The sequence below is a fragment of the Sphingomonas bisphenolicum genome (assembly GCF_024349785.1).
GTDB lineage: Bacteria > Pseudomonadota > Alphaproteobacteria > Sphingomonadales > Sphingomonadaceae > Sphingobium > Sphingobium bisphenolicum.
Window position 1 is genome coordinate 756,042 of the sequence record NZ_AP018817.1, and the last position, 20,308, is coordinate 776,349.

Annotated in this window: 20 protein-coding genes; 5 read left to right on the forward strand and 15 right to left on the reverse strand. The window is 66.0% G+C overall.

The features are described 5' to 3' along the window. From SBA_RS03640 to purH, 3 genes are all read right to left on the reverse strand, one after another. Positions 1-1,524, reverse strand: coding sequence for an NAD(P)/FAD-dependent oxidoreductase (locus SBA_RS03640; protein ID WP_261935926.1), 1,524 nt, complete (start codon positions 1,522-1,524; stop codon positions 1-3). Between the two features lie 180 nt (positions 1,525-1,704). After that, on the reverse strand, positions 1,705-2,037 hold the full coding sequence (locus SBA_RS03645; protein ID WP_224546454.1) for a UrcA family protein: 333 nt from the start codon (positions 2,035-2,037) through the stop codon (positions 1,705-1,707). A 175-nt stretch (positions 2,038-2,212) separates the two neighbouring features. Continuing rightward, entirely contained in the window at positions 2,213-3,802 is a 1,590-nt protein-coding gene (gene purH, locus SBA_RS03650) for a bifunctional phosphoribosylaminoimidazolecarboxamide formyltransferase/IMP cyclohydrolase (RefSeq protein ID WP_261935927.1), read from the reverse strand. 156 nt (positions 3,803-3,958) lie between these two features. Between purH and SBA_RS03655 the strand changes: the two genes are divergently transcribed. Next, entirely contained in the window at positions 3,959-5,917 is a 1,959-nt protein-coding gene (locus tag SBA_RS03655) for a S9 family peptidase (protein WP_261935928.1), read from the forward strand. A 617-nt stretch (positions 5,918-6,534) separates the two neighbouring features. On the opposite strand, the gene SBA_RS03660 is transcribed toward SBA_RS03655, so the two are convergent. From SBA_RS03660 to htpX, 6 genes are all read right to left on the reverse strand, one after another. Then, positions 6,535-8,301: a heparinase II/III family protein gene (locus SBA_RS03660; protein WP_261935929.1), complete on the reverse strand. Its 1,767-nt coding sequence runs from the start codon at positions 8,299-8,301 to the stop codon at positions 6,535-6,537. Continuing rightward, positions 8,298-8,960, reverse strand: coding sequence for a ribulose-phosphate 3-epimerase (gene rpe / locus SBA_RS03665; RefSeq protein ID WP_261935930.1), 663 nt, complete (start codon positions 8,958-8,960; stop codon positions 8,298-8,300). The genes SBA_RS03660 and rpe overlap by 4 nt, the downstream gene beginning before the upstream one ends. An 89-nt stretch (positions 8,961-9,049) precedes the next feature. Further along, entirely contained in the window at positions 9,050-9,541 is a 492-nt protein-coding gene (locus SBA_RS03670) for a diguanylate cyclase (protein WP_224546445.1), read from the reverse strand. 51 nt (positions 9,542-9,592) lie between these two features. After that, entirely contained in the window at positions 9,593-10,885 is a 1,293-nt protein-coding gene (locus tag SBA_RS03675) for an RsmB/NOP family class I SAM-dependent RNA methyltransferase (protein ID WP_261935931.1), read from the reverse strand. Positions 10,886-10,910: 25 nt separating this feature from the next. Further along, positions 10,911-11,225 carry a hypothetical protein gene (locus tag SBA_RS03680; protein ID WP_224546443.1) on the reverse strand — a complete coding sequence of 105 codons (315 nt, stop codon included), beginning with the start codon at positions 11,223-11,225 and terminating at the stop codon, positions 10,911-10,913. Position 11,226: 1 nt separating this feature from the next. Further along, entirely contained in the window at positions 11,227-12,156 is a 930-nt protein-coding gene (htpX, locus tag SBA_RS03685; protein ID WP_261935932.1) for a zinc metalloprotease HtpX, read from the reverse strand. 88 nt (positions 12,157-12,244) lie between these two features. Here htpX and SBA_RS03690 point away from each other — a divergent pair, with 88 nt between their 5' ends. The 3 genes from SBA_RS03690 to SBA_RS03700 all read left to right on the forward strand — a co-directional run bounded on the left by SBA_RS03690 (position 12,245) and on the right by SBA_RS03700 (position 14,162). After that, positions 12,245-12,418, forward strand: a complete 174-nt coding sequence (locus tag SBA_RS03690) for a DUF1674 domain-containing protein (protein WP_224546441.1) — start codon at positions 12,245-12,247, stop codon at positions 12,416-12,418. A 224-nt stretch (positions 12,419-12,642) separates the two neighbouring features. Continuing rightward, positions 12,643-13,110, forward strand: a complete 468-nt coding sequence (locus tag SBA_RS03695) for a hypothetical protein (RefSeq protein ID WP_224546440.1) — start codon at positions 12,643-12,645, stop codon at positions 13,108-13,110. Between the two features lie 176 nt (positions 13,111-13,286). Beyond that, complete coding sequence (locus tag SBA_RS03700) at positions 13,287-14,162, forward strand: UTP--glucose-1-phosphate uridylyltransferase (protein WP_224546439.1); 876 nt, start codon at positions 13,287-13,289, stop codon at positions 14,160-14,162. A 76-nt stretch (positions 14,163-14,238) separates the two neighbouring features. Here the strand turns inward: SBA_RS03700 and ssb are convergent, their stop codons facing one another. The 5 genes from ssb to SBA_RS03725 form a co-directional block, all read right to left on the reverse strand. Next, complete coding sequence (gene ssb, locus SBA_RS03705) at positions 14,239-14,826, reverse strand: single-stranded DNA-binding protein (RefSeq protein ID WP_263499443.1); 588 nt, start codon at positions 14,824-14,826, stop codon at positions 14,239-14,241. 67 nt (positions 14,827-14,893) lie between these two features. Then, a complete protein-coding gene (gene feoB / locus SBA_RS03710; protein ID WP_261935933.1) occupies positions 14,894-16,753 on the reverse strand; it encodes a ferrous iron transporter B in 1,860 nt (619 codons plus the stop codon). After that, a complete protein-coding gene (locus SBA_RS03715; RefSeq protein WP_224546436.1) occupies positions 16,750-17,019 on the reverse strand; it encodes a FeoA family protein in 270 nt (89 codons plus the stop codon). Before SBA_RS03715 ends, feoB begins: the two co-directional genes overlap by 4 nt. 87 nt (positions 17,020-17,106) lie before the next feature. Beyond that, entirely contained in the window at positions 17,107-17,769 is a 663-nt protein-coding gene (locus SBA_RS03720; RefSeq protein WP_261935934.1) for a COQ9 family protein, read from the reverse strand. A gap of 9 nt (positions 17,770-17,778) precedes the next feature. Next, positions 17,779-18,660 (reverse strand): DMT family transporter, encoded by an 882-nt coding sequence (locus SBA_RS03725; protein WP_261935935.1) that lies wholly within the window; start codon positions 18,658-18,660, stop codon positions 17,779-17,781. A gap of 69 nt (positions 18,661-18,729) precedes the next feature. On the opposite strand from SBA_RS03725, the gene SBA_RS03730 reads away from it, so the two are divergent. After that, on the forward strand, positions 18,730-19,824 hold the full coding sequence (locus SBA_RS03730) for an alkene reductase (protein ID WP_261935936.1): 1,095 nt from the start codon (positions 18,730-18,732) through the stop codon (positions 19,822-19,824). A 56-nt stretch (positions 19,825-19,880) separates the two neighbouring features. On the opposite strand, the gene ribH is transcribed toward SBA_RS03730, so the two are convergent. After that, on the reverse strand, positions 19,881-20,303 hold the full coding sequence (gene ribH, locus SBA_RS03735) for a 6,7-dimethyl-8-ribityllumazine synthase (RefSeq protein WP_224546430.1): 423 nt from the start codon (positions 20,301-20,303) through the stop codon (positions 19,881-19,883). Positions 20,304-20,308 lie beyond the last annotated feature (5 nt).

The following is a 20,308-nucleotide window of genomic DNA, read 5'->3' on the forward strand; positions in this document are numbered from 1 at the left end:
TCAGGCCGCCTTCAGCCGCGATGGCACGGCGCGGACGCTGGTCAGCGCGGCCTGCGCGTCGGCGTCCTGGCCTTCTTCGCCCGCCTCATGATATTCGGCATCCTCATTGACCTGCCACACGTCATGGACGCGCGCGCCCGCGACGATGTTGCGCACGGTCAGCATCGCCGTCATCATCGCATGGTCCTGATTGTTGTAGCGGTGCATGCCGTTGCGGCCGACCAGATGCAGCGTCGGATAACGCGCTTCCAGTTCGCTGCGCATCGCCAGCACATTGGCGGCATAGTCGTCGTCGTAGACGGGATAGGCCTTTTCCTGCCGCACTACGGCGCCGCCGACGACATCGTCGGGGCTGCACAGGCCGAGTTGCGCCATCTCGCGGGTGGCGAGCGCGATCAAATCCGCATCGGCCGCGGCCCAGAGGCCGTCGCCCTCGAAGCAGAAATATTCCAGGCCCACGCAGGCGAGCGAGGGATCGGGCACCATTTCGGGCGACCAGCTACGGAAATTCTGGATGCGGCCGACCTGCACCTTGCTGTCGTGGATATAGATCCAGTTATCGGGGAAGATATCCTCCCCCTTCACCATCAGCGCGACGGTCAGGAAGTCGCGATATTTGAGGTCCATCGCCTGGGGCAGCGTGTCAGGCAGCGGGTGGATGCGCCCGGCCAGTTCGCGCATTGGCGCCGACGAGATCACATGGGCGGCGTTGATGACGACATCGCCCTCCGGCCCCTGCGCCACCAGGCGCCATGCGCCGTTCGCCTGATCTTCCTCCAGCCGCTTGAAGCTGTGCGCCATCAGTATCTGGTTGCCGCCCTCGACCACCCGGTCGCGCGCGGCTTCCCACATCATGCCGGGGCCAAGGCGCGGATAGCGGAACGTCTCCAGCAGCGTCTTGGTCGCCATGCCGTCATTGGGCCGCTTGTTGAGGCCGAGCGAGCGCTTCAGCCCGTCGACCACCGCGCCCCAGAGCGACAGGCCCTTGATCCGCTGCGCCGCCCAGTCGGCCGACATTTCGTCGCAGGGCATGCCCCACACTTTTTCGGTGTAGGTCTTGAAGAAGATGGAAAAGAGCTTGTGGCCGAAGGCGTTGACGGTCCAGTCCTGGAAGGAGCGGACGTTGCGATTGGGGAACAGTCTGGCCTTGGCGAAGCTCGCCATGCACAGGGTGGAGCGCCAGACGCCCAGATTCCACAGCGCCTCGAACGCGCGCAGCGGATAGCTGTAGAATTTGCCTTCATAATAGATACGGCTCATCCGCGGACGCTGGATGAAGTCGTCGGGCAATATCTCGTTCCAAAGGTCGACGACCTGCTGCGACTTGGAAAAGAAGCGATGCCCGCCAATATCGAATCGGAACCCGTCCAGCTCGACCGTGCGGCTGATGCCGCCGACATAGACCGGGTCTTTTTCGATCACCGTGACGCGCAGCCCCTGCTTGGTCAGCAAATAGGCGGCGGTCAGGCCCGCAGGGCCGGCGCCGATGATGGCAACGTCGACGCTTTGATCGGTACGCGGCATGGCAGGCTATTCCCCCGAAAGATCGTTCGTGCCTGCCGGAGTGAAGGAAATCCTCTAAGGAGTGGTTAATGCACGGTAAGCATGTGGCGTGCGCCGGATGCCCGACATGACAAAGGGCCGCCCCACTTGCGTCGAGCGGCCCCCTGCAGTTCCCCTTCGTGCGGGGAAGGCGCTATGATGTCAGCTCCGGCGCTGGGCCAGCGTACTGAGGTCGCTGCGCGCGCCGTCGATCGCACTGCCGAAGCAGCTCCGATAATCGTCGGTCGCGGGCAGGATCGATCCGTTGACCCAGCCGCACACCTGCTTGGAGGCGCGGACAAGGCGCGAATCGGCGCGGCGCATACCGTTGGTGCTGGCGAGGTTGAGGTCGGCCACCGACACGGCGAGAGTGCGCGTTTCCGTGCCGGCATGGCCGTCCACGATCACATCCATGTCATTGCTGCCGGCGCTCGCCACGCCGGGCAGCGCAAGGGCCATCGTGGCGGCCAGCGCCACCCACGTCTTTCTGGTCATCCAAGTCTCCTGTCGAACATGTTTTCTAATTGTCTGCCCCACGTCTGACGTGGAAGTAGGGTCTTGTCCTAAATAGGCCTTGCCGGTGCGGATGAAAAGAGGCCAATTGATAAAAATTGGCGGTTTTCCGCGATTTTGCGGGTGCGAAGGGATTGGCTTCGCACCCGCATCAACCTTAGTGGCGGAAGTGGCGCATCCCGGTGAAGACCATCGCCAGACCGGCCTCGTCCGCGGCCGCAATCACCTCGTCATCGCGGATCGACCCGCCCGGCTGGATCACTGCCGTGGCGCCGGCTTCCACCGCCGCCAGCAAGCCGTCGGCGAAGGGGAAGAAGGCGTCGGAAGCGACCGCAGACCCGATCGTGCGCGGCGTGGTCCAGCCGGCCTTTTCGGCGGCGTCCTTCGCCTTCCACGCGGCGATGCGCGCGGATTCGAGGCGGTTCATCTGACCCGCGCCCACGCCCGCGGTGCTGCCGTCCTTGGCATAGACGATGGCGTTCGACTTCACATGCTTGGCGACGGTCCAGGCGAAGAGGCAATCCTTCAGCTCCTGCCCCGTCGGCGCGCGCTTGGTGACGAGCTTGAGCGCATCTTCCGTCACCTGACCGTTGTCGCGGCTCTGGACCAGCAGGCCGCCGGCGATGCTCTTGATCTGCAGGCCGGGGCGGGCCGGATCGGGCAGGTCGCCGGTCAGCAGCAGGCGCAGATTCTTCTTCTTGGCGAAAATCGCCTTGGCTTCGTCATTCGCGTCGGGCGCGGCGACGACTTCGGTGAAGATGCCGCTGATCGCTTCGGCGGTCGGGCCGTCGAGCGGGCGGTTGACGGCGATGATGCCGCCAAAGGCCGACACGCTGTCGCAGGCGAGCGCGGCCTCATAGGCCTCGATCAGCGTCTCGCCGGTCGCCACGCCGCAGGGGTTGGCGTGCTTGACGATGACGACCGTGGGCGGGCCATCGCGAAACTCGCTGACCAGCTCCAGCGCGGCGTCGGCGTCGTTATAATTATTGTAGCTCAGTTCCTTGCCCTGGATTTGTTGCGCCTGGGCGATGCCCTTCGCCGACGGACCGGTGGGCAGATAGAGCGCGGCGGACTGGTGCGGATTTTCGCCGTAGCGCAGGGTCGTGCCCAGCCTGCTCGCCACCGCCAGCGTGTCGGGGAACATCGTGCCCTGGTCGGCGAAGGCGAACCAGCTGGCGATCATCGAATCATAGGCGGCGGTGGCGGCATAGGCCTTGGCCGCGAGCATCCGGCGGAAGTCGTAGCTGGTCGCGCCGCCCTTTTCCGCCATCTCGGCGATCAGCCGGGCATAGTCGGCCGGATCGGTGACGATGGCGACGCTTTCATGATTCTTGGCCGCGGAGCGCACCATCGACGGACCGCCGATGTCGATATTCTCGATGATCTCCTCGCGCTCGGCGCCCTTGGCAACGGTCGCAGCGAAGGGATAGAGATTGACGACCACCAGGTCGATCGCGCCGATTGCATGTTCGTCCATCGATGCGACATGCTCGGGATTGCCCCGCACGGCGAGCAGGCCGCCATGGACCTTGGGATGCAGCGTCTTGACGCGGCCGTCCATCATTTCGGGGAAGCCGGTGAGGTCGGAAATATCCATGACCGCCAGCCCCGCCTCGCGCAACGCCTTGGCGGTGCCGCCGGTCGACACCAGTTCGACGCCATGCTGGCCCAATGCCCGGCCCAGTTCGATCAGGCCGGCCTTGTCGGACACGGACAGGAGGGCGCGCTTGATGGGGACGTCGGTCATGGACAGGGGCTTTCTACAGGCAAAGGGCAGGACGGCTTTGCGCCAGCCCCATAAGCCCCGGCAGCGTAAAAATACAGTACGAAAGCGCGATTCCGCTTGGCTTGGGACACCGCGTCGATAGTGTCCTGCCACGCTATCACAGTTGGGGGAGTCACCATGCGCCGTCTGCTTGCCGCCACCGCCTTGCCGTTGCTCATGGCGCTCCCCGCCGCGCACCCCGCCATCGCCCAGATCGCCACCCCCCACCGCCCCGTCACCGATCCCGCCAGCCTGCAATCGCCCGTCAATCCCAAGGCGCGCGCCGTACCGGTGGCGGACATCGGCGCATCGCGCACCCTGGGCAGCGTGGCGTGGAGCATCGACGGCAAGCAGATTTTCGTCGCGACCAACCTGACCGGGCGCACCAATATCTGGCGGACCGACACGGCGGGTAGCTGGCCGGTCCAGCTCACCCAGTCCGACGACGCGCAGACCGGCCTCACCGCATCGGCGGACGGCCATTATGTCTATTTCCAGCAGGATGTCGGCGGCAACGAATATAGCGACATCTATCGCGTGTCGGTAGACGGCGGCGCGGTCGAGAATCTGACGAACACGCCCGACAGGCGTGAGAGCGGGATGCTGCCCGGCCCGGTCGGCGGGCTGGTCGCGCTGTCGACGAAGCTCAAGTCGCAGGGCCAGACCAATGTCGCGGTGATGGACGCGACCGGCGCGGTGCGCGTGCTGACGCAGGAGGCCGACCCGCAATATGGCTGGACGCCGATCGCCTGGATCGATGGCGGCAAGGCGCTGATCGCCAATCGCGACCGTATCGATTCCAAGGTGGGCGAAGTGTGGCGGATCGACGTCGCGAGCGGCGCCGCGACCAAGCTGATCGCCAAGGCCGATACGGTCTATGATGCGGCGGACGCGACCGCCGACGGCAAATGGATCGCGGTCAACACCGACGTCGGCACCGGCCAGATTCATGCCGGGCTGTATGATGTCGCCGCCAAACGCTGGACCTGGCTGAAACCCACACCATGGGAGCAGACCGCCAGCCTTTTCACCCGCGACGGCAAGACGCTGATCTTCGGCACCAACGCCGATACCCGCAGCATGCTCTACGCCTATGATCTGGCGACCGGCGCGGAAACTGCGCTGCCGATCCCGCCGGGCGTCAATTATCCCGTCGGCCGCGAACCGCGATCGCCTGACGGCCGCACATTGATGGTCAATCATTCGGGCGCGGATTCGCCGGCCAACCTCTATCTCTACGATCTGGCGACCGGCGGGTCGCGGCCCGCGACCCAACTCGCCATCGCCAGCCTCCAGCCCGACGTGCTGCCCAAATCGACCGTCGTCACTTACAAGAGCTTCGACGGCACGCTGGTCAGCGCGATTGTCACCATGCCCGCCAATCTGAAGCGCGACGGCGGCAATCCCGCGATCGTACTGCCCCATGGCGGCCCCACCGGGCAGGCGCAGGATGGCTACAGCCGCTACGCCACCGCCTTCGCCAGCCGCGGCTATGTGGTGATCCAGCCCAATTTCCGCGGCTCGACCGGCTATGGCAAGGCGTTCCAGGACGGCAATTACAAGGATCTGGGCGGCGGCGACCTGAAAGACACGATCGCGGCCAAGGATTTCCTGGTGAAGACCGGCTATGTCGATGCCAAGCGCGTCGGCATCTTCGGCGGCAGCTATGGCGGCTTCATGACGCTGATGGCGATCGGCCGCGCGCCCGACGAATTCGCGGCTGCGGTGCAATGGTTCGGCATCATCAACTGGCGCACCATGTATCGCGACCAGGACGAAGAGTTGAAAGCCTATCAGCGCGGACTGCTCGGCACGCCGGAAAGCGACCCCAAAGTCTATGACGCGGCGTCGCCGCTCACCTATATCCGTGCCGCCAAAGCGCCGCTGCTGACGATCCAGGGCGAAAACGACATTCGCGTGCCGCGCGGGCAGGCGCAGGAAGTGCATGACATATTGAAGGCGAAGGGGAATGTGGTCGAAACCATCTTCTACCCCGCCGAGGGCCATGGTTTCCAGAAGCGCGAGAACCAGCTCGATTCGCTGACGCGGACGGTGGCGTGGTTCGACAGATATTTGAAGCCCGCTGCGGGGCAGTGACGGGGAGCGCCAAGGCAAAAGTGCCTGACTCTTGGTGGTGAACCTGCAGAGATATGGCCGATTTGGGTGGTCAGGCGCCCGTCAGGTTTTCGAAAAAATTCACCGATAGCAGACGTTATCCGCTTACACGGAAGGGATGCTGGGGATTGCGGCGAATGAAGTCCTCAACGTCGCGTAGTCGTTCTGGCATAGCCTCGATATCTCGCCATCGGGTATGATTGATGAAGCGAAATCCCGCGTTCCAGAGCGCTTGGACCTTGGCCCATTGCTCAACGTCCGATTTTCGAGGCACCTTAAATGCACGCCCCATCCAATGGAGGTTAGCCCTGCATTCCGGGCATATAGCGCTCGCTTCCTCAGTCAGCTTCCATGACTTCCGGCATTCGAAGCAAGCATGTGGCCAGAGGCATTCCGGGCCACGATGCCGAGGCGGCACATATGGCTCATGAACAACTCGGTTTCCCAACGCTCGCCGCAGTTCCATGCGTTCAGATTTAGACAGATCGGCCATTATCTGAATTTGAACTATGCACAGAACGTCGGCAATCAAGAATTACAGCACACGCGACGACTGGCAATTTCTGGTCGTTTTCAGACGACCCGCGATCCAACCGGCCTCACCCGACCCGCTTGAAAATCCAGCCGATGCTCGATCCGCCGGGCAGCGCTTCGCTGGTCACGACCAGTTGTTTGGTCGGATGGGGGCGGCCGTCGCCGTCGACCCACAGGCTGTCCTCGATGCTCAGCACGCCCGCGCCGGTACGATATTGCCAGAGTGCGCCCAGATCGATGCGCAGCAGTGCGCCCTGGCTGTCCGCCGTCAGCGTCGGCTCGACGCCCGGCGCGAGGTGGAAGCGCAGTTGTACCGGCTGTTTCGCGGGCTTGCGCCGCCGCTGCGCCGGGGTCAGCATATCCTCGCCGCGGATCTCCTTGCCGTCGCCGCTCATCATCAGCAGGCGGCGGTGGACATAGCCCAGCCGTCGGACATAGCCGTCATGCGACAGGTCCAGCCGGCTGCCATTGTCCAGCTCCTGCCGGTTCAGCTCGACCTCGGTCACGCCCTTGCCCAGCGTCCCGTCGGGCAGCAGCGCGGTCGAATTATTGTCGTTGAGGATCAGCGTGCTGTGCGCCGCGGTGGTACGCAGTCCCTGGGCCAGGTCGGACGGTATCCACGCCCCTTCCAGCGCTGCGCCGCCGCAATTGACCACCAGCCGCAGAGGGCCGTCGCTGATCTCGATCGCGCCGGTCGATGCGCAGCCCGCCTCGGCGAGGCGCGCGACCGGGGGCGGGGCAGCGTCGATCTGCAGCACGGTCGATCCCGCTGCGATCCGTTGATAGCCCCAGTCGCGCGCCTGGCGCAGCGGTCGGGCGCGCACCTGGCTCGCCGCGACCACGGCGGACACCAGGTCGGGGTCGATCGCGCCGGAACCCTGCCAGTTGCCCAGGCCACCATCGCCATGGGCGAGGCCCAGCAGCGCCGGGACCGCGCGGTTCAATCCTTCGGTCAGGCAGGCCGGGGGGGCTTCACGCCGCACGTCATAGACGGCGCGCAGCATGGATAGCAGCATCACCGCTTCCAGTTGCGCCAGCGGGGAGCGCGACACGATGCCGCCGTCAGGGTGGAAGCCGCTGTCGATCGCGCGCTTCAGGCCGGCTTCGCCGAACAGCTTGCGTGCCGCCCCGCCGGGGATCAGCAGCGCGGCGGCGACGATGCCGCACCAGGCGACCAGCCGGGGCAGGCCCATCGGCGCCTTGTCGGCGCTGCGGTCGAGGTGGCGCGCGGTGCGGGCGATGCAGTTCAGCACCAGCGAGCGATAGACGAGGTCGCTGGACGAAAGGATCAGCGGCGCGTGGGCGGTCCAGAAGAGCAGCCGCCAGCCGGCATTGTCCGCGCGCCAGGCCGGTTCGCTGGGCGTTTCGTGATGGGCCGCCAGCCATTTGCGCATGATGTTTTCGGCGATCGGCGCACCCTGTTCGCGGGTCGCGCTGCTGGCAAGGTCGCGCAGCCAGCGGAAGCCGTGGAGATAGTCGGCAAAGGCCGGGCCGACCGACAATTTGGCGAAATCGAGCGTATCGACCGGCAGCTTGTGGCCGCGGAACAGGAAATAACCCGCCCGCATCGCCGCGCCCGCCCGGCCGTCGCCGGGGATGGCGTCGTCGGGCACCGCCAGCAGCTTCAGCGGATATTTGCCGCGCAGCTTGCGGCCGTGGATCGGCGTCTTCCAGCTGAGTAGATAGAATTGATTGGCGATCTTCTGGGCCAATGACAGCCCCTTGTCATCCGCGACGCGGATGAGACGCTTGCCTTGCTCTATGCCATCGTCGCCGGCTTCCGGTGCAGCGTCGGGGGTGGAGCGGCTGGCGATGCGCCGATAGTCGTTCACCCGCCCCGCAGCTTCCTGATATTGTCGGCATAGGCGGAGGGGCCGCCACGGAAGGTGGCGGTGCCGGCCACCAGAACGTCCGCGCCCGCGTCGATCGCCTTGGGCGCGGTGGTGAAATCGATGCCGCCGTCGACCTGCAGATGGATATCGCGGCCCGACTTGTCGATCATCTTGCGGATCGCCTCGATCTTGCGCAGCTGGTTTTCGATGAAGCTCTGCCCGCCGAAACCGGGGTTGACGCTCATCACCAGGATCAGATCGACGTCATCGATCAGATAGTCGAGCATCTTGGCCGGGGTGCCGGGGTTCAGCACCACGCCCGCCTTCACGCCCAGCGACCTGATATGCTGGACGGTACGGTGGATGTGCGGCCCGGCTTCGGGATGGACGGTGATGATGTCGGACCCGGCGGCGGCGAAGGCTTCGAGATACTGGTCGACCGGAGAGATCATCAGATGGACGTCGAAGACCTTCGTCGTGTGCGGGCGCAGCGCCTTCACCACGTTCGGGCCAATGGTGATATTGGGGACGAAATGCCCGTCCATGACGTCGATATGCACCCAGTCGCAGCCCGCTTCGTCGATGGCGCGGACCTCCTCGCCCAGGCGGGCGAAGTCGGCGGAGAGGATGGAGGGCGAGATGAGAATGGAACGGGTCATTAACCGTTCGCCTTAATCGCCACCGCAGGCGAGGGCAACGGACATTTGCAGGCGATTCGCGATTGTTTCCGGCAGGCATCCGCTGCCCGTCAGAGCATCACGAAAATCGTGGGGTCCAGCCGTTGGGATGCGGGCGCGCCGCGGGGCAGCAACTGCTTGACGCCATGCAGTCCGACCACGATCCCGTCATCGTCCAGCACCGGCGCGGCGATCAGTCGCATGGCGCATTGGCCCGCGCCGTCGATCTGGTTGATATCGACGTCGAGGGTGAAGCCGCGCTTGTGGCGGATGGCGTAGGCGCGCAACCGCTCCATCGCGTCGCGCGATTCCGGGGCATAGAGCGAGACGGACAGCGGACGGGAGACCGCACTGTCCCGTTCCAGCCCGAATATGTCATAGACCCCGGCGGTCCAGCTCAGTGCGTTGTCGGCCAGGTTGCAATGCCACAACCCAAGCCCGCGTTCCGCCAGCGCCGCATCGTTGCGGGCGATGCTGGAATCGAGCAGCACCGGCGCAAGATGTTCCCGCAGGTCGTAGAGCGGCCAGCTATGATTCAGAGGAAGAGGCTCGATCGGACGCACAGGGCACCTTTAACGCGGGAAAATCCTCTCTAAGCTCCTCATGGTTAATGCTTAGTTCGCCTTCTTTGCAAGCCTCGCGATGAAAAATCCGTCCGTCCCGCCCTCGGCCGCCAGCGTGTCCGGCAATGTCCGCAACCAGCCCTGCTCCGCAGGCGCGATGCCCTCGGGCGTTTCGCCGGGTTCGACCGGCAGCAGCATCCAGTCGGGGCGGGCGGCCAGGAAGCGTTCGACCTGTTCTTCGCCCTCGGCCCGCTCCAGCGAACAGGTGGCGTAGATGAGCCGGCCGCCCGGCTTCAGCCAGTCGGCGGCGCGGGCGAGCAGTGCGCCCTGCACCTCGGCCATCTCCGCAATCTGGCGCGGGCCGATGCGGTGCAGCACGTCGGGATGGCGGCGATAGATGCCGGTCGCGGTGCAGGGCGCGTCGAGCAGGATCGCGTCCACCGGTGCATCCGGCTCCCATGTCCGCAGATCGGCGGTCGTAACCTCGGCGGTCAGGCTGGTGCGCGCGAGATTTTCGGTCAGCCGCTCCAGCCGCTTCTTTGACTGGTCGATCGCGGTAACGCGCCAGCCGGCCGCGGCCAGTTGCATCGTCTTGCCGCCCGGCGCGGCGCACAGGTCCAGCACGGCACGGTCGTCGCCCGGCCCCAGCAGGCGCGCGGCGCAGGCGGCGGCGACATCCTGCACCCACCAGGCGCCTTCCGCGAAGCCGGGCAAGGCGGGTATGGCCGCGCTTTCGGACAGGCGCACATGGCCGGGGGCGAAGGACGCGCCATTGAGTTGGGCTGTCCATGTCGCTGTCTCGGCCGGATCGCGCAAGCTGATGTCGATCGGCGGCCGGATCGCATAGGCGTGGGCGGCGGCCTGCGGCATAGCCTCGCCCCATTGAGCGCTCCAGCGTTCGGCGACCTGCGCGGGCAGGGTCGGGGGCGAGGGCAGGGCGGGGTCGCCGCGCGTCACTGTGCCGAACACGCCATGGACCAGCTTGCGCGGCCCGCCATCGACCAGCGGCAGCGCCGTGGCGATGGCGGCATGGGCCGGGGTGTCGAGCACCAGCGTCTGGACGAGCGCGATGCGCAGCACCATCCGCGCCTTCGCATCAGGCGGCAAAATCTGCTTGGTCGCGCCGTCGATCAGCGCGTCGAGATCGGGCAGGTGGCGCAGCGTTTCGGCCGCGATCGCATGGACCAGCGCGCGGTCGGCCGGGGCCAGGCCCTGCGCCGCGCCATGCAGCGCCAGCTCCAGCGGATCGCCCCGGCGCAGCACCGCATCGAGCAGTTTGAGCGCCGCGCGGCGGGCGGGCAGGCCGGGGACATCTTCGGGGCGGATTGCGGGACGGCGGGACATGGGCGGCCCCTACGCGCTTTCGCCATCAAAGAAAATGGGAGACGCCAAAGCCCAGCCCCAGGAACAGCGCGATCCAGGACAATATGCCGACCCAGAGCGCCAGCCAGTCCGACCGGCGCGGGCGTGCGGACACGCCCTTGGGCACGGTTCGCAGTGAGGAAGGAATGCGGCAGCGCCCGACCGTCACCACCGCGATCAGCCGCCGGCCCACGCCATGGAAGAAGCGTGCGGTGTGACGGGAAAAGACATGATCGACGGTCAGATCGACGACAAAGCCACCGGCATGGCGCAGGACCGCGCCCGCCACATCGACGACGACCTCGCCGATTTCGTCGACCATATTAGCGCCCGTGCGGGTCGAGCGCGCTGCGGCGGCGTGGGGGCGGCGCTACCGGAGAAAGCGCGGAGGCGCGCGGCGCGGGCGTCATCGCGGGCGCGCCCATCTCCGCCGCCATATCCTGCAGCGCGGCGATGCGTTTTTCCGTGGCAGGGTGGGTGGAGAAGAGTTCGCTGACATGGGTCGGCACGATATAAAGCTGCGCCGCGGCCGGATTGCGCTCCGCCACCGGATTGGGGATGCGTTGCGCCTGCCCGGCAATCTTGGCGAGGGCGGAGGCGAGGGCACGGGGATTGCCACTGATTTCCGCCCCGGCCCGGTCGGCGCCATATTCGCGGGTGCGGCTGATCGCCATCTGCACGATCATCGCGGCGAAGGGGGCGACGATTACCGCCATCAGGCTGGCGATCATATTACCATGGCCCTCTTCCCGGCCGCCGCCGCGGAAGAACAGGCCGAAATTGGCCAGCATCGATATCGCGCCCGCGATCGTCGCGACCATCGTCATGATGAGGGTGTCGCGATTCTGCACATGGCCCAGTTCATGCGCCATCACGCCCGCCACCTCGTCGCGGCTCAGCGTCGCCAGCAGGCCGCTGGTGGCGGCGACGGCGGCGTTTTGCGGGTTGCGCCCGGTTGCGAAGGCGTTGGGCGCATCCTGGTCGATGATATAGACGCGCGGCATGGGGAGTTGCGCCCGCTGCGCCAGGTCGCGCACCAGATTGTAGAAATCGGGGGCGCTTTGCGCATCGACCTCGCGCGCGTCATGCATCCGCAACACGATCTTGTCGGCGTTCCAGAAGGTGAAGAGGTTCATGCCCGCCGCTGCCAGCAGCGCGATCACCGCGCCCCCGCTGCCACCCAGCGTATAGCCCAGCGCCATGAATAGCGCGGTCAGCGCCGCCAGCAGCATGGTCGTCTTCATGCCATTCACTTGCACTTGCCTCCTTGTCGGCCCAGATAGCCTGTCAGTCCTGAATATGGGGGTGATATCGCCCCGTCGCAATCGAAAGGCCGCCACCATGGGAACCTTCAACGGCCAGCGCCCCGCGCATGTGAAGCCGCCCGCCCATCTGTCCAAGAATCCGCCCGTACCCCAGCCCGATCCGCTGGACCGTCCCACGCCGCATGACGAGGCGATGAGCCCGGTGCGATATGGCGATTGGGAGCGCAAGGGCATCGCGATCGATTTCTGACGACCGGCACCCGGCGAAACCGCCTGTCGCCCGCCTGTCGACCGCCTGTCGATCGCCCCGGTCGTGCGGCTCTAAACCCTTGATCCCGCTGGCCCGACTCGGCTCGCCGTCGATTTTGCACGGCTGCCGATGGCCCGTGCCGCCGCTGCGGGGAGCCAACGCCATCCCTCTGGTCTTTTGCCCCGCAAACCCGGAAGGCTTGGGCCAAGAGGAGATATCGGGGCGTGGGCGTACAATTGGTTTCTGACGTGAATGTGAAGGCGGTTTCGGATTATGCGCCGGAGGATGCGGCGCTGCTCTGCGCGGTGGGGCGTCTGGTGTGCGCCTGGACGATGCTGGAACAGAGTCTGGAGGCGAAGATCGGCCTGCTGCGCGACGCCATGGGCGACGTGCGCACCGTAGGCGCCCGGACCCGGCCGAGCATGGCCAAGCTGATGACCGAATTGCGCACGATGGTGGCGATGCGCGACCGGCGCAACGCCAGCGCGCTGACCGAAATTTCCGCGATCGAGCGCGACATGCAGCGGATCGATCGCTTTCGGGCGCTGATCATCCAGGGTTTTCACCAGCCAGAACCGGGCGGTTTCACCTGTCGCGACAGCCGCAACAATATCCAGCATGTCGCGTTTGATTATCTCGATGGCGAAATCGCGGCGCTGGAAGGCGTCGCCAGCCGTCTCCTCGCCGTATAGGGCGGTGATCGATCGATCTTGATCGGTCGCGGCCTTTCTTGTCTTTGTCTTTCCATCCTGCACGCTTCGACTGTTCAGTCGGCGTCAGAAAGCTCTAACATATGCGCGGCGCTTGACCTTTTTTGCACGGGCGGCAATCCAAGGCCCGATCGCGTCCGCGTGAAGGGGATTCCAACTTGACCAAGCCGATTCGTAAAGCCGTTTTTCCTGTCGCCGGCCTTGGCACGCGCTTCCTGCCCGCCACCAAGGCGGTGCCCAAGGAATTGCTGCCGGTGGTCGATCGCCCGCTGATCCAATATGCGGTGGACGAGGCGCGCGAAGCGGGGATCGAGCAGTTCATCTTCGTGACCGGTCGCGGCAAGGGCGCGATCGAGGATTATTTCGACATCGCGTTCGAATGCGAGACCTTGCAACGCGAGCGCGGCAAGGATCTGTCGGCGCTGGAGGGGACGCGGCTCGATCCGGGCAATGCCGTCTTCCTGCGCCAGCAGGAATCGCTGGGCCTGGGCCACGCCATCTGGGTGGCGCGCGACATCATCGGCGACGAACCCTTCGCCATCCTGCTGCCCGACGAGTTCATGAAGGGCGCGCCGGGCCATGGCTGCATGAAGCAGATGGTCGACGCCTATGACAAGGTCGGCGGCAATCTGGTCTGCGCGCTGGAAATCCCGATGGACCAGACGCCCAGCTATGGCGTGATCGATCCGGGCGCGCGCGACGGCGTGCTGACCGAGGTGAAGGGCCTGGTCGAAAAGCCCAAGCTGGGTACTGCGCCGTCCAACCTGATCCTGCCGGGCCGCTATATCCTCCAGCCCGAAGTCATGAAGATCCTGGAAACGCAGGAAAAGGGCGCGGGCGGCGAAATCCAGCTGACCGATGCGATGGCGTCGCTGATCGGCAGCCAGCCCTTCCACGGCGTGACCTTCGACGGCCGCCGCTTCGACTGCGGGTCGAAGGCGGGCTATATCGAGGCCAATCTGGCGCTGGCGCTGGAGCGGGACGATCTGGGCGACCATATCCGCGCCTTCGCGACGGAAGAACTGGCGCGCTGACCGACGCAGGACAGGCCATGAAAAAGGGCGGCTTCCCATGGGAAGCCGCCCTTTTTCATGGCTATAGGCGATGCGCTCAGAACGGCACTTCATCGTCCAGATCATTGTCGAAATTGGGGCTGCCCGCCCGGCCGCCGCCAGCCGCGCCGCCGCCCTGCGAGCGTCCGCCACCAAAGCCGCCGCCCTGGCCACCACCGGCGCCGCCGCCGAAATCGTCATAGTCGCCGCCGCCAAAGCCGCTCGACCCGCCCTGCCAGTCGCTCACGCCCTGCTGCGACCGGCCACCGCCACCGCCGCCCTGGCTGCCGCCCGGCGCGCCGTCCAGCATGGTCAGCACCGCGCCCGGACCCGACAGTGCCACCTCGGTCGTGTAGCGGTCGTTGCCCGACTGGTCCTGCCATTTGCGGGTACGCAACTGGCCCTCAACATAGATTTTGCTGCCCTTGCGCAGGAAGCGCTCGGCCACGCCGACCAGGCCTTCGCCGTTGATCACGACATTATGCCATTCGGTGCGCTCCTTGCGCTCCCCGGTCATGCGATCCTTCCAGCTTTCGGACGTCGCAATGCGCAGATTGCATATCTTGCCGCCATTCTGGAAGCTCTTGACCTCCGGGTCGGCGCCCAGATTGCCGACCAGAATGACCTTGTTGACAGACCCTGCCATGATTCCTCCGAAAGCTTATAAAGCCGCTCTTATAGACTCGCCGCTTTCGCCGTCTAGGCGGAAGAAGCTATCCCAAACCCAACGCCGTCGCGGTCCAGTAGGTAATGCCCGCCGCGACATAGGCCAGGGCGAATAGATAGCCGACCATGAACAACGGCCATTTCCAGCCGTTCGTCTCGCGCCGGGTCACGGCGATGGTGGATATGCACTGGGGCGCGAAGATGAACCAGGCGAGGAAGGCGAGCGCGGTGGGCAGCGGCCACTGGTCCTTCAGCCGGTCGCCGAGACTCCGTTCCAGCAGCGCCTCGTCATCGCCCGCGTCGATCGAATAGACGGTGGCCAGCGCCGACACCGCGACCTCGCGTGCCGCCATCGCCGGGATCAGCGCCAGCGAAATGTCGCGGTTGAAGCCGATCGGCTCCAGTATGACGTTGAGGCCGCTGGCGATCCGGCCGGCGATCGAATGGTCGACCTGGCTGGTGGGATCGCCGTCGGGCACGCGCGGGAAGCTCAGGAGCAGCCACAGGATCACGGTCGAGGTGAAGATGATCGTGCCGGCGCGCTTGAGGAAGATCACCGCGCGCTGCCACAGGCCGAGCAGGATATCCTGCGGCCGGGGCCATTGATATTTGGGCATTTCCATCAGAAAGCCGCCACTTGCGCCCTTGGTCACGGTGAGGCGAAGCACCAGCGCCACCAGCATCGCGCCGACGATACCGGCGAGATAGAGGCAGAAGAGGACGAAGCCCTGCAGGCCGACGCCCGGAAACACGTCGCGCGCGGGGATGAAGGCGCCGATGATGACGGCATAGACCGGCAGTCGCGCCGAACAGGTCATCAGCGGCGCGATCAGGATCGTGGTCAGCCGGTCCCTGGGGTCGGCGATGGTCCGCGTCGCCATGATGCCGGGAATGGCGCAGGCGAAGGAGGACAAGAGCGGGATGAAGGCGCGGCCGGACAGGCCGACCTTGGCCATCAATCCGTCCATCAGGAAGGCGGCGCGGACCATATAGCCGGTCGCTTCCAGCATCAGGATGAAGAAGAAGAGGATCAGGATCTGCGGCAGGAACACCACCACCGATCCGACGCCGTTGATGACGCCATCGACCAGGAAGGAGCGGAAGATGCCGTCGGGCAGGGCGCCGCGCACCATATTGGCTATGGCTTCGGCCACGCCCTCGATCATCGCGATCGGCGCTTCGGACCAGCTATAGACGGCCTGGAACATGACGAACAACAGGCCGAGCAGCAGCAGCAGCCCGAAAACGGGATGCAGCGCCACCCGGTCGACTGCGGCGGTCAGCCGGCGCGAGGGCGTTTCGCGCACGATGGCTGCGCGGGCGATGCGGCCGGCCTCCTTGCGCACCGCGTCGAAGCCCCGTTCGGGTCCGGTCGGATAGGTCGGCGGCGCGCCGTTCAGCACCCCTTCCAATTCCTGGCGCAGATGGTCGAGGCCACGCTTGCGCACCGCCACGGTCGATATCACCGGCACGCCCAGTTCGCGCGACAGCACGGTGGCGTCCAGTTCCAGCCCGTCGCGGGTGGCAAGGTCGACCATGTTCAGGGCGACGACGGTCGGCAGGCCGAGCGCCAGCAATTCCAGCGTGAAGCGCAGATGATTGTCGAGATTGGCGGCGTCGACCACGATCACCAAGGCGTCCGGCCGCTTTTCGCCCGCCTGCTTGCCCATCACGACGTCGCGCGTGACCTGTTCGTCCGGGCTGTTGGGGTCGAGGCTGTAGGTGCCGGGCAGGTCCACCAGTTCGACCGGGCGGCCGTCGGGCAGGGCCAGCCGCCCCGCCTTGCGCTCGACGGTGACGCCGGGATAATTGCCCAGCTTTTGCCGGGCGCCGGTCAGGGCGTTGAACAGCGCGCTCTTGCCGGCATTCGGATTGCCGACCAGCGCGACGAGCGGCAGCGCGCTCATGCGGCCTTCTCCGGCCCAATAGCCTCCGGTCCGGTGCGTACCGTCACCGCGGCGGCATGGCTGCGCCGCATGGCGATGGTCATGCGGCCGATGCGGCAGGCGATCGGGCCTTTCAGGATCATGCCGCCATGGTGCAGCGCCTCCACGCTCGCCCCTTCGCACAGACCGAATTCGCGCAGGCGCTGGCCTTCGGACGGGGTGATGGCGGACCAGTCGATCAGGTCGACATAGGCGGGCTGGCGCAACGGCAGGTCGGTCAAACGCAAGGGGATGATACTCGCAGGCTATTTCTGCGAGTGACTATCAATACCTTTACCAAATGACCAGCGCGAATCGCCTGCGGCCACGGCAGATCACACCGCGGGATAACGCAGCCGGCCGATGAAGCGCGACAGGCTCAGCCGCTCGCCACCGCCCGCGCCCTTGACCTTCGCCTTGAACTTTTCGAAGCGCATCACATCCTCGATCCGGCGGGCCAGGAAGGCGCGGCTGTCCGCATGGTCCTCGCTCTCGTCATCCACGAACACCAGCAGGGTGGCGGCATAGACGGCGGTCAAGGTCGTGCGCTTGCTGTAATGGGCCAGATCGGTGGCGCTATCGCCCGCCGCGCGCCACATGACGTCGGCCGCGCGCCAGCCCAGTTTTCCAGCGCGGACCGCGTTGGTCGGCAGCGCCAGGATCGCGATCGCGCGGCGCAGCGCCTCCCGATCGGGCGCCAGCAGCGCCAGTCGCGCTTCGACCAGCGCCATTATCTTTTTGCGGATCGACAGCGCCGCCAGCGCGTCTGCCGGCAGCGCCTCGACCATGCGCGCATCGATGCTGGCGAACCAGGCGTCGATCATGTCGATCGCGCCATCGGCGAAGGCGAGGGCGGCGATGTCCGCATCGATGCCCTGTTCCGCCGCGGCCATCGCCACCGCCGGAGGCCGCCAGCCATCGAAGGCGGCGTGGCGCGGCAGGGCCGGAGCCAGAAGCGCGCGGATTTCGTCGAGGGTGCGGTCCGATGTTTCGCTCATAAAGCGTATCTAGGCCCGCGACGGCAGGCGCACAAGCACCAGCGCCGCCGCGACCGCCGCCGTGCCGACCATGTCGATCGGGCTGAGCCATTCGCCAAACAGCAGCCAGCCCAGCGCCGCCGCGACCGCCGGCTGCAGCAGCAGGCTGACGCCCAGCACCAGCGGGGAGAACCAGCCGATCGCATAGGTCAGCAGCCCCTGGCCGATCAGCTGGCTCGACAGCGCCAGCACAATCAACGGCGTCCAGTCGCCCGGCATCACCTTTTCGCCCAGCGCCAGCGCGCATAGCAGCAGCGCCGGCGCGCTCACCACGCTCGACACCGTCAGCACCGACCAGCTGTCCAGCCGCCCGCGCACCCGCTGCACGATCAGCAGATAGGCGGTGTAGAGGATGCCTGCGACCAGGCAGAGCAGGTCGCCTTTCAGATTGCCGATCGACAGCTCATAGCTGCCGCCCATCATGACCAGCGCCCCGGCGCCCGCCAGCGCCAGCGCGGCCGCTTGCAGGCCGCGGGGTTTCTGGCGCAGCACCAGCATGCCCCAGACGGGCAGGAACAGCCCGCTCATATTGCCGAAGATCGTGGCATTGGCGACCTTTGTATAGAGAATGCCGACATGCCAGGCGGCGAGGTCGGCGGCGAAGACCAGGCCCGCCAGCACCAAAGCCATCCATTCGCCCCGCGTCGGCGGCGTGCGTCGGATGCCTGGTCGCGCCAGCAGCAGCAGGAAGGGCAGGGCCAGCGCGAGCCGCCAGAAGGCCGCCGCCACCGGTCCGACATCGGACAGGCGCACCAGCACCGGACCCAGCGGCAAAATCAGATTGGCCAGCACCAGCGCCGGAAAGGCGAGGCGCGGCATATCGATCCGCGCGACGGGGGTTGAACTCGACATGCCGGCTCCCTAGCTGGCTTTACGCATCAAGTCCCGTTGCAAATTGCAACTATGATGGAGGAGATTTTCATGACGACCCTGTTCGATCCCGTCCAGATCGGCGCCGTCGATGCGCCCAACCGCATCCTGATGGCTCCGCTGACCCGCGGCCGCGCCACCCGCGACCATGTGCCCACCCCGATCATGGTGGACTATTATCGCCAGCGCGCCTCGGCGGGCCTGATCATCAGCGAAGCGACCGGCATTTCGCGCCAGGGACTGGGCTGGCCCTATGCGCCGGGCATCTGGTCCGACGAGCAGGTTGCCGCATGGCGGCCGGTGACGCAAGCCGTCCATGATGCGGGCGGACGGATCATCGTCCAGCTCTGGCATATGGGGCGTCAGGTTCATAGCAGCGTGACGGGCGAACAGCCGGTATCGTCCAGCGCGACTGCAACCGCCGGCGACGCGCATAGCTATGAGGGCAAGAAGCCGTTCGAAACCGCACGGCCGCTCGGCCTGGACGAAATTCCCGGCCTGATCGACACTTATGTCCGCGCCGCGCACAACGCGATCGCTGCCGGGTTCGACGGGATCCAGATACATGCCGCGAACGGCTATCTGATCGACCAGTTCCTGCGCGACAACGCCAATTTCCGCACCGACCAATATGGCGGCGGCGTCGAAAATCGCGTGCGGCTGCTGGCGGAAGTGACCCAGGCGGTGGTGGATGCGATCGGCACCGATCGGGTATCGGTGCGCCTGTCCCCCAATGGCGAGAGCCAGGGCGTGAACGACAGCGACCCCGCCAGTCTGTTCGCCCATGCCGCCGCTGTGCTGGACGCGATCGGCATCGCCTCGCTGGAATTGCGGGAGCCGGGGCCGGACGGCACCTTCGGCCGGACCGACGTGCCGCGCCAGTCGCCGCTCATTCGCCGGCATTTCAAGGGGCCGCTGATCCTGAACAGCGATTATGACATCGACCGGGCGCAGGCGGATCTGGCCAGCGGCCTCGCCGACGCGATCAGCTTTGGCCGCCCGCTGATGGCCAATCCCGATCTGGTCGAACGGTTCCGCATCGGCGCCCCGCTCAACCCGACGCAGCCGATGGCGACATGGTACGGGCAGGGCGAGGCAGGCTATACCGACTATCCGACGCTGGCGCAGGAAAAGGCGGACGCCTGAACCCCGCACGCCTACCGAAGAAAAAAAGGGGGCTCGTTAAGGAGTCCCCTTTTTTGTCACATGCCGAAGCGTTCGCGCAAGGCCAGCATGGCGATCGCCGCCTTGGCCGCTTCGCCGCCCTTGTCCTTTTCGGTCGGCTTCGCGCGGGTCAGCGCCTGCGCTTCATTCTCGACCGTCAAAATGCCGTTGCCGATCGCGATCGCATCCATGCTCAGCGCCATCAGGCCGCGCGCGCTTTCGTTCGACACCACTTCGAAATGATAGGTTTCGCCGCGGATCACCACGCCGATCGCGACGAAGCCGTCATAACGGCCGCTTTCCGCAGCCAGCGCGATCGCGCCGGGGATTTCCAGCGCGCCCGGCACCGTCACCACATCATATTTATGGCCTGCCTCGTCCAGCGCGGCTTTAGCGCCTTCGATCAACAGGTCGTTCAGATGGTCGTAGAAGCGGGCTTCGACGATCAGGAATTTTGCCATGGCGA